Raw genomic sequence first — 10,809 nt, forward strand, 5'->3', positions numbered from 1 at the left:
TATATTAATTTGCAAAAGCTTAAGCTTTTGCAAACGTTACTAATTCATTGTTAATTACTTTTACGATTTCTTTGGTTTCATCGTGAATAAAAAAATGTCCTCCTTTAAAATATTTTAAAGTACAACTTCCTATTGTATAATTCTTCCATCCATTTCTTTTTTCTTCACAAAACTCTTCTTCTTTTCCAAACATCGCTGTAATATTAATCGTTCTTTGTTCATATTTTTGAGTATGAATTTCTGTATCTGCGATACTGAAATCGTTTCTTAGTAACGGTAAAAATATGTCAACTAACTCTGGATATTCAAAAAAATTTGGTGGAGTTCCTCCTAAATTCATTATTTCTTTCTTAAAAGTATCGTCATCCATTAAGTGATAATTTTTTTTCTTTCTTTCGATGTGCGGAACTCCTTTCCCTGAAAAAAAAGCATGCATAGGTAATGGCATTTTGTTTGTCTGTATTTTTTCTAATAATTGATGTACTATTAAACCTCCCATACTATGCCCAAATAGTGCGTAAGGTTCTCCTACTTTTATATCACTTTCAATTGTGTTTAATATATCTTCTATGATTTCATCTAAAGAAGTCATTGGTTTTTCTTTAATTCGTTTTCCTCTACCTGGTAATTCAATAGGTTTTAATATAATACTACCATCTAAAAAAGGTTCCCATTTGTTATAAATCATCGCTGAACCTCCAGCGTAAGGAAAGCAAAAAAGTTTTATTTTATTCATATTCTTTATCAAATTTGTAAAAAATTTTTATCATTTATTAATTCATATTCTTTTACATATTCTCCTTTACCAAAATCTAATTTTAAAATTTTATCGGCTACATCAAAATATTGATCATCATGAGATATTGCTATTATAATTTTCCCTTGCTCTTTCATTTTTGGTAATAATTCTCTGTAAAAATATTTTCTAAATACTGGATCTTGATCTGCTGCCCATTCATCAAAAAGGTAAATTGGTTTATCTTCAAGGTAACATTGTAGTAATGCCAATCTTTTTAATTGTCCACCCGAAAGAGAAATAGTACTAAACTTGCCGTCTTCTATATTTACTTTTTCTTGAAGTTGTAATACTTCTAAAAGTTCCTTTATTTTATTTTCATCTAAATTTATGTCTTCTGCATATATCTTTTGAAAAAGATAAAATGGATTGAATACAGCGCTATAATATTCTCCTAATCCTCTCGTACTTACCCTTTCTCCATTTATAAGAACTTCACCTGATTGTGGAGTATATAAACCTGTTAATAATCTAGACAATGTTGTTTTTCCACTTCCATTTCCTCCTATAATAAAAAGAACTTCTCCTCTTTTTACCTTTAAGTTTATAGGACCAACAGAAAATCCGTTACCATATTCAAACTCTAGAGAATCAGCTTGAAAAGATTCTAGTATTGTAGGAACGTTTATAGTGTTTGGAATTACACCCTTCTCTGTTTCTAAAGTAATATCATTTAATAAATTCTGAATCCTCTTCCAAGCAATTTGTAAATGAATTAACTGTGGTATCGCATTAAAAATACCATTGATAGGTCCTATAAGATATAATAAAATTACAACAAAACTCAATACAAGTCCGTCTTGTACATGAGGGAAGAATTCTGGAATTCCAAAAGCTGTCACCCCTAATAGTACAATTAATAATGACTCTCCTACAAGAAACGCATTTATAAATTTAATATTTGCTTTAGTGCTCTTATCTCTAAACTCCTCTGTACTATATTTGAGGTCTTCTTTGTAATTTTCTTTTTTCTTTTTATTTATACTTAATTCTTTATACCCATCTATCATTCCATTAAGAAGTTCTAGATAAACCGTCTTTGTTTCTCTTGCGATATCGAATAACCCTTTGGCTCTATTACTAACTACATAATAAATTGAAGTAATAACACCAATCATTAAAACAGTTACTAAGGTTATCCACATATTCAGAATTGCCATATAAGTAAACGCTCCAAAAGCTGTAATTATGTTTGTTGTAATACTTACAAATGTATCTGCAGATTGACCAATTGTGCCAATATCATCATCCATTACAGAATACACCCTACCTCTATCTATTTTTTCAAATTTTTCAAAAGAAGTGAGAAAAACTTTATCTATCATACTTATACGCAAATCGTAAATGATATTTTTAGTAACATAAACCATCCTAACTTGGACTATCTTCCTCATTAACAAATAAGTACCAGCAGCCAAAGCAAAATAAAACAGCATATATTTTAATTCCATATTACTTTGAAAAGAAGATGTAATTAGTACGATAACTACCATATTTGCTAAACCTGAAATTACACTCAGAACAATTACCTTAGGGGCCACTCTTTTGTACTCATTTTTTTCAGGAAAAATAGTAGCCATTATTAGTGCTATATAACTTAACAGCATACCTGTTACTGCCAATAAAGCTACTGCTGCAAAACTAAAAGAGGTCCAAACCAAGGCAGATTCCCATGTGAAATTAGCCATAGCGGTTGGCAGTAAATAAATTCCTGCTAAAAATGGAATAAAAGCTAGTAACGATACTAATAAATCTTTAACTTTTCTTAGGGTTACCTTCTCAAAAGAGCGTCTTCCTTTAAGGATATCATAAAGAATATATCCTATAAAAAATAATACTCCCAAAAGATATATTCCTATTAAAATTGATACTACAGAAAAACTTTTATCTTGTGATGCCTGCAGTTCTAATGAGTTAATTTTATCTCCTGCTGCTAATTTAAGTAAACGATCTCCTAAAATTTGTGTATAATCACTATTTGCATTCGCTAGCAATACAATTCCAACATTTTCTCTTTTTCTAAAACCTACAAAAGAAGAAAAGTTAGGATTCATTCCCCCATGATAAACTGCATCATCTCCTCTTAAAGAAACTTCCCAACCATAAGCATAAGATGCTAATCCGTGTGGTTTTACCGATTGATCCCTTGTATGCGATTTTGTAATTATATCTTGAAATTGGTTATTCTTTATCCCCATTTGATATTGCAACCATTTCGTCATGTCGTCAATATCGGAAACAATATACCCAGCAGGCTCATTCCCTTTATAAATTGGAGCTTCATAAGGTCTGGCTTTAAAGAAACTAATTTTATTTCCAATACTCATTCTGTCTTTAACTTCATCAGAACCTACATACGTATCTTTGAGTTCTAAGGGAAACAACACCTCATTTTCAACATACACATCGTAAGGCATTTTTGATACTTTCTCAATTAATAACCCTAAGATGTCATAGTTTATTGTAGCGTATTCATAACTAGTTCCAGGAGCCGTATTTAACTCAATTCCATTAATTTTATCTACAGTATTTCTTAATGCTTTTTCACTTCTATCTTCAGGAATTAGAGATAATGTTTCCCAAGGTATTCCACTTGTATGGTGAAGTAATTGTTTTATTGTAATTGGTGTTTCTTTCTCTTCAAAAGTAACAATGAACCATGGAAAATAATCTGATACATTTTTATCTAAATCTATTTTCTTTTCTTCAACTAATTTTAGTACAGCCAAAGCTGTGTATGCCTTTGTAGTAGAACCCAGTTCAAAAAGGGTATGATTGGTTATTTCTTTATCATTATTTGTAGTTTGATACCCTAATGTTTTTATTTCTTTATGATTGCCCTTGACAATACCAATAGCTATACCTGGAATATCTCCATCTTCTATTAATGTTTCTATTTCAGAAATCATTTCTTTAGAAAAAAGAGATTCTTTTTGTCCAAATATAATTCCTGAATATAAAAAAATGACTAATAAGGTAATAGCATAACGTATGTTTTTTTTGTACATCTGAATTCTAGTTATTTGGTGTAGATTTATTAAGAGTTTTTGATTTATTAATAATAACTATTTTAAGCTATAAAATACAACATTAAGTAAGTGTTTTACACGCTTAAAATAGTTACTAATTTTAGTTAAGACACCATTATTAAATTTAATTTTTCTTCCCTTCTGCAAGATCATGCGCTATTTGACTACAACATGCTGGGTAACAAATTTCACACCAATTAGAATCTCCTGAAATAGATAGAGAACCTGCTGAAATAGATTTCATTTTTTCGTTAGGAAGTATTTCATTTTTTCCTTTTTTTAATTCTTTTAAAGTTGATTTACACATAGTTTTTTAATTATTTAAATTATTGCCTACTCGTATAGCTTTTCGGCTTCCACTATTTTTTAATTGTTTTTCTTTAGTTTTCTCAATTTTTTACTCAATGATAATCTCTGTGGTCATAAAAGCCAGAATTTTCTTGGAAAGTTCCTCTACATTTTCTTTCTGAACCATAGTAAAGTGATCTCCAGAACTTGTTTCAAAGATTATTTTTTTATTCCTTGATTTCCAGCGCTTTACATTTCTATCTTTAAACTCATGATTATGTGATTCTGCCTGTATTAAAAGTGCTTCATAATTATCATTTACTATTTCATAATCTAATTTTAAGTTTGTTAAGCACACCTTAAATAATTTTTTAAAGGTTTCCATGTAATCATCAATTTCAAAATAAGTTTCTAAAAAATTAAATACTACTGAGCTAATTCCTTTTTTAGAAATATTATTTTTCATTTTAAAAAACTCTTTTTCAATATTCTCTCTTTTGTACCCTTCTTTAGGGGTAAAGAATTCTTCTAGTAAATAACGTTCTAATAAGAAAAACAGATGTTTCCCTATTTGTTCTTCTTTCACTGGTTGAATTCCTAATTGAGAATCTAACATTGTTAAAATTACTGGTTCCTTTTCTGCGTCCAATTGTCTTTTCATTTCTAAGGCTATGATTCCACCATCCGAATGTCCTACAATAGCATACGGTCCTTTAGATTGTACTTTTCGAATTTCTTCAATGTTTTTTCGTGCAATTTCTTCAACACTTGACAGAGGTATTTCCTCTCCTTGCATACCATAAGCTTCTATTCCATAAACGGCTCTGTTTTCTCCTAACATTTGTGCCAAATCATAATAATAGTCAACCATACCATATAGCCCTGGTATAATGTAAATTGGAGACCACTCTCCTCCCAAACTTAATTGCTTTAGCCTACTATTCTTTTGTTTGGTACTAGGTACATATTGGCTCACAGCTTTACTAAACTCTTCAATCGTTGGATACTTAAATAACATCTGAAGTTCTAACTCTTGCAAGCCTAATTCTTTTTTAATTGCTACTTTAAGTTTTATTAGTAGTAATGAGTGACCTCCTAACTCAAAAAAGTTGTCTTTTATACTAATCTTATCGCAATGCAAAAGACCTTCCCATATAGTAGCAAGCTTGCGTTCATTTTCATTTCTAGGAGCGATGTATTCAGATTTTTTTTCATTAATTTCAGGAGCTGGTAATGCTTTTACATCTACTTTTCCATTTTCTGTTAATAAAATATTTTCTATGAAATGATACCTTACAGGAATCATATAGTTTGGTAAATGATTTACTAATTCTGTTCTTATTGTTTCTTTATTTAGATTTTCTGAAACTACATAAGCAACTAATTGTTTTGTTTCCTTATGGTTTACAACAATAACTTTCGCCTGTCTTACTCCTTCAATTTCAATGAGCTTGTTTTCTATTTCTTCCAACTCTATACGATACCCTCGAATCTTAACCTGAGTATCTTTTCTACCTAAAAATTCTATATTTCCATCTGGCAACCATTTACCTACATCTCCAGTTCGATACATTTTCTTCTTTTCTCTAAATGGATTAACTACAAAATGTTTATCTGTCAACTCAGGCCTATTTAAATAACCTTCTGCAATTCCTGCTCCTCCAATATAAATATCCCCTACAACTCCTTCTGGTTGTAACTTTAAGTTTTTATCTAAAATATATACTTCCCTATTCCATATAGGTTTACCTATAGGAAGACGTTCTAATTGTTTTTCTACTTTATAGTACGTTGCACATACTGTAGTTTCTGTAGGTCCATAGGTATTATATACCGAAAATTTAGAAATCAGGTTATTTACTTGGCTCCACTTCAACGTATCTCCTCCACTTATTAAAATTCTTAACGAAAGTTCATAATCTTCTATATTTTCATTTACATACTCTAATAAATATGGGTTAGTACTTAGAACAGTAATATTATGCTTTAAACAATCCAACAACACTTTTTCAAAATCTCTTCGTTCTTCTGTAATAACTAGCTTTCCTCCAACTCCTAATATTGGAAATATTTCTTCTATTGAAGTGTCAAACGAAATACTGGATTGTTGTAAAATACTATCTGTTGGTTTTAACCCAAAATATCCAATCACTGTATGTACATAATCTGACAAGGCTCTATGTGAAGTCATTACTCCTTTTGGTCTTCCTGTTGTTCCTGAGGTATAAATCATATAAGCTAAGTCCTCATTAACTATGTTAGGTACATTAAAGTTTTTTATTTTTAGAAGAGAGTGTTGTTTGTCGGTTGCAATTGAAAGAACTTTTGTTTTTTCTAAACTGAGCGCTTCCAATTTTTTAGAATCATTCGCAATTAAACATTTTATTTGAGAATCCGAAATTATAAAGTTTACTCTTTCTTCTGGATACTCTATGTCTATTGGCACATATACTCCTCCCACTTTTAAAATCCCTAAAATACCTATAGGAATAGAGATATTTCTTTCTACATAAAGTCCTACAAAATCATGAGGTCTTATTCCTTGTTCTTGTAGCATTAATGCGACCTCTGTTGAACAATAATCTAATTCTTTATAGCTTAATTCTTTTTCTTCATAAGCTATTGCTATAGAATCGGGGTTTAACTTAACTTGTTTTTTAAATAACTCTAAGAAAGAACTCTCTTTATAATAAGTATTTACAATACCTTTTCCTACATTATTTACCAGTCTTTCCTTATCTTCTTGAGTTATAATTTCAAGATTTATAAGCTTCTTTTCCGCACTATTTAAAACCTGATGAATACAATTTTCAACATATTTTATATAATTTTGAATGGTGCTTTCTTTAAATAAAGCTGTACAATAGGTAACGGATAAAGCTATTTCTTTCCCGTTGTCTGAAGCATTAAATTCTAAATCAAATTTAGAGACTGTATTTTTGCCTGATTGGTATGACTCAATTGCTCCTTTTTCTACTTTGTCTCCTACTTCCTCTTCGTATTGATATGTAAACATCACATCAAATAACGGATTACGACTAGCATCTCTAGATAACGAAAGGCTTTCTATCAAATCTTCATATTGATATTCTTCGTGTTCAAAACTTGATAAAACCAATTCCTTTACTTCCGATAAGTAATCTACATAACGTTTTTCTCCACTTGGAGTACTGCGAAGTGCCAAGGTATTGACAAACATCCCAACCATTTGCTCTACATCTGCATGGCTTCTTCCTGAGGTAGGAGTACCTATAACTATGTCTTCTTGACCACTTAATTTACTCAATACTATTTTGTGAATAGACAGTAAAAACATAAACATCGTTACATCTTTTGACTCTAATAAGTTTCTTATCTTTTTTGTCAATTCTGCCGTAAGAGTTATACCTGTAGAGGATCCTAGATCGTTTTTAACCCTTGGTCGCATATAATCATAAGACAACGTTAATGGTGTTACTTTATTTACATACATTTTCTCCCAATACTCCTTGTCTTTTGCTTGTTGTTCTTTGTGAACCTCACTCTGTTGCCATTCTGCATAGTCTTTATAGTGTAACGATACTTCTGGTAAAGCTTCTCCTTCGTATAAACGAGTAAACTCTTCTAACAAGATGCTATGGGAAACTCCGTCGCTAATTATATGGTGCATGTCTATCAACAACAAATGACCTCCCTCTATATCTCGTACAATACCTACTCTAAAAGGATAATCTTTGTTTAAATCAAATGGACGTACAAATGATTCAATATACCCTCCTATCGTTTCCTTGCCTTCTATATAGGATACCTCAAAATCTGATCCCTCCAATACCTCTTGATACACTTCGCTACCCTCAAGTACAAAACGGGTACGTAAACTCTCATGACGGGCAACCAAGTCTTTGAAAACCGAGGATAATCGGTCTAATTCCAAGCTTGAATCCAATCGATAAAAAGACGGCATGTTGTAGCTCGTTGACCCCTTATCAAACTCATATAAAAAGTACATACGCTTTTGAGCTGATGATAATACATATTGCTCCTTCTCTTCTGTTCTCGGAATGCTCTTATAACTAACTCCTGCTTTTTCAATACCGTTTATATAACGTGATAATGATCGAATGTCTTGATAGGTAAAAATGTCTCGAAGACTTAGACCTAAATCCAACTCCTTATTCAAGCTATTAATCAAACTTATTGCCTTTAATGAGTGACCTCCCATACGGAAAAAACTCTCTGTAACACTTAACTCTGATTCTGCAACTTGTAATATTGATGACCAAATTCCAACCAATGAGTTTTCTAATGAGCCAGAAGCAGGGACATAAGAAGCTGTTGATACTCTACTAGCTGCTGGTAAACTTCTATAAGCTATCTTACCATTTGGAGTAAGTGGAAACTTCTCTAGTAAAACATACACACTCGGAACCATGTACTCTGGTAAAACTCCTTGTAAATACTCCTCTAACTCTCTCGACTCTATCCCTGCTGGACTCGTATAATAACAAACTAGGTACTTGTCATTTTCTGCTCCTTGTACCTGAACTACACTCTGTGCTACCTCTGGATAAGATGTCGCTTGGTTGATAATCTCTCCTAACTCTATACGGTATCCACGAATTTTAACCTGCGTATCTTTTCTACCTAAGAACTCTATATTTCCATCTGGCAACCATTTACCTAGATCTCCAGTTCGATACATCGTTTCCCCTGCTCTGAAACGATTCGACACAAAGTATTCTTTGGTTAGCTCTGGTCTGTTTACATACCCTTTAGCAACTCCTAAACCTCCTATATAAAGCTCTCCTACAACTCCTTGAGGAACCATATTCCCATAAGGGTCTAGTAGATAAATTTCTGAATTTGGTATTCCTTTTCCTATCGATATCTTTCCTATATCTCCATCTTGTAAAGCGTAATTGGTAGCTACTACTGTAGCTTCTGTAGGACCGTAATTATTATATAGTTTAAAACAGGCCTCTTTTTGTAAGTTCAACGCTTCTCCTCCTGTAAGAATTTTTATATTCTCTAGTCTCTTTTCTTTATCTATAAATTCATGACACATTACTGTTGGTAAGAAACTATGACTAATCTTATGCTCTTGTAAAAAGTCATATAAACGATCTGCATCCAAACGAATAGAGTCTCTGTTTATAGGGTAAATACTTGATCCACTTGAAAGCTGTGGATAAATCTCGAATATCGATGCATCAAAACCAATACCTGAATACAAGGTACTTCGTGTTTCTTTGTTCAATTCATAATACCCCTTAAACCAAATACATAAATGTAATAAGTTTCCATGGCTGACTTTTACTCCCTTAGGCTTCCCTGTTGAGCCTGAGGTATAAATGATATAGGCTATATCCTCTTCTTTTACTAAAGGTTCTATAAAACCAGCTCCAACCGCTTCTTCTAAGTTGCCTACTGCTTTATACTTTCTTATATATTTCTCATCTATTAAAACACGACAACCACTGTCTTTAGCAATATAGGATTTACGTTGCTCTGGAAGTGATGGGTCTACTGGAACATAAACTCCTCCTGCTTTTAAAATTGATAACGAACTTACAATAAGCCAACTTCCACGAGCTAGTGATACTCCTACACTCTTCCCTGCTGTGAGTCCTTCTCGTTTTATTAAATAGCTTGCCATTGTATCTGAAAGCCTATCTAACTCTGAGTAACTTAGTGTTTCTTCGTCTATTACTATTGCTTCTCCTTCAGGATGATTAGCTACTTGTGTACGGAACAAATCTAAAAATGTCATCGTGCTATCGTATCCTATCAAGTCCCCTTTCAGTGCTGATACTTGATATTCTTCCTCTTCTTTATTCAATAAACCTATACTACCTATAGCAACATTTAAATTTAAGAGTACTGCGTTTATTAAACGCTCGAAATAACCTAAGAATTGTTTTGCTCTTAACTCGGTAAACAAGCCTGTACTGTAGTTTAATGCAACACTCATGCCTTCTGAACTATCTACAACAACCATTGTCATATCAAACTTCGAAACCACAGCTCGTTCTGGATCTTCATAAGAGCTGATTAGAGTATTTAATGTTTTAGCTTCTAAATTTTCTCCTTTAAAGTAAGAGAACATTACATCAAACAAAGGATTGCGGCTTGTATCGCGCTCTATTGATAAGCTATCTATCAAATCTTCATACTGATACCCTTCGTGTTCAAAACTTGATAAAACCAATTCCTTTACTTCCGATAAGTAATCTACATAACGTTTTTCTCCACTTGGAGTACTGCGAAGCGCCAAGGTATTGACAAACATCCCAACCATTTGCTCTACAGACGCATTGCTTCTTCCTGAGGTAGGCGTTCCAACTATAACATCCTCTTGATTGCTTAGCTTACTTAGCAGTATCTTATAAAGTGATAGCATAATCATATAAATCGTACTATCTTCTGCTAAGCTTAAAGAACGTAATCCTGATAACTGTGATGCACTTAAGTCTATGGATACATGAGAGCCTAAAGTTTCTTTTACCTGAGGCCTATCATAATCATACGGCAAGTTTAAAACACTTACTTCTTCTGAATATAACGACAACCAATACTCCTTGTCTTTTGCTTGTTGTTCTTTGTGAACCTCACTCTGTTGCCATTCTGCATAATCTTTATAGTGTAACGATACTTCTGGTAAAGCTTCTCCTTCGTATAAACAAGCAAACTCTTCTAACAAGATACTATGGGAAACTC

At 32.2% G+C, this 10,809-nt stretch carries 4 protein-coding genes; all 4 read right to left on the minus strand.

From position 1 onward, the window contains the following. Window positions 1-19: 19 nt before the first annotated feature. The 4 genes from ACKTTR_RS11575 to ACKTTR_RS11590 all read right to left on the minus strand — a co-directional run bounded on the left by ACKTTR_RS11575 (window position 20) and on the right by ACKTTR_RS11590 (window position 10,795). Window positions 20-736, minus strand: coding sequence for a thioesterase II family protein (locus tag ACKTTR_RS11575; protein ID WP_408027986.1), 717 nt, complete (start codon window positions 734-736; stop codon window positions 20-22). 8 nt (window positions 737-744) lie between these two features. After that, a complete protein-coding gene (locus ACKTTR_RS11580; protein ID WP_408027987.1) occupies window positions 745-3,804 on the minus strand; it encodes a cyclic peptide export ABC transporter in 3,060 nt (1,019 codons plus the stop codon). A gap of 145 nt (window positions 3,805-3,949) precedes the next feature. Then, window positions 3,950-4,132 (minus strand): hypothetical protein, encoded by a 183-nt coding sequence (locus ACKTTR_RS11585; RefSeq protein ID WP_408027988.1) that lies wholly within the window; start codon window positions 4,130-4,132, stop codon window positions 3,950-3,952. 90 nt (window positions 4,133-4,222) lie between these two features. Beyond that, window positions 4,223-10,795, minus strand: a complete 6,573-nt coding sequence (locus tag ACKTTR_RS11590) for an amino acid adenylation domain-containing protein (RefSeq protein ID WP_408028009.1) — start codon at window positions 10,793-10,795, stop codon at window positions 4,223-4,225. Window positions 10,796-10,809: the final 14 nt, after the last annotated feature.

The sequence above is a fragment of the Tenacibaculum litoreum genome, assembly GCF_964513915.1.
In the GTDB taxonomy this organism is placed as follows: Bacteria; Bacteroidota; Bacteroidia; order Flavobacteriales; family Flavobacteriaceae; genus Polaribacter; species Polaribacter litoreum.

Coding starts and splice junctions, on each gene's coding strand:
- ACKTTR_RS11575 (WP_408027986.1), bottom strand. CDS start 736: ATGAATAAAATAAAACTTTTTTGCTTTCCTTACGCTGGAGGTTCAGCG.
- ACKTTR_RS11580 (WP_408027987.1), bottom strand. CDS start 3,804: ATGTACAAAAAAAACATACGTTATGCTATTACCTTATTAGTCATTTTT.
- ACKTTR_RS11585 (WP_408027988.1), bottom strand. CDS start 4,132: ATGTGTAAATCAACTTTAAAAGAATTAAAAAAAGGAAAAAATGAAATA.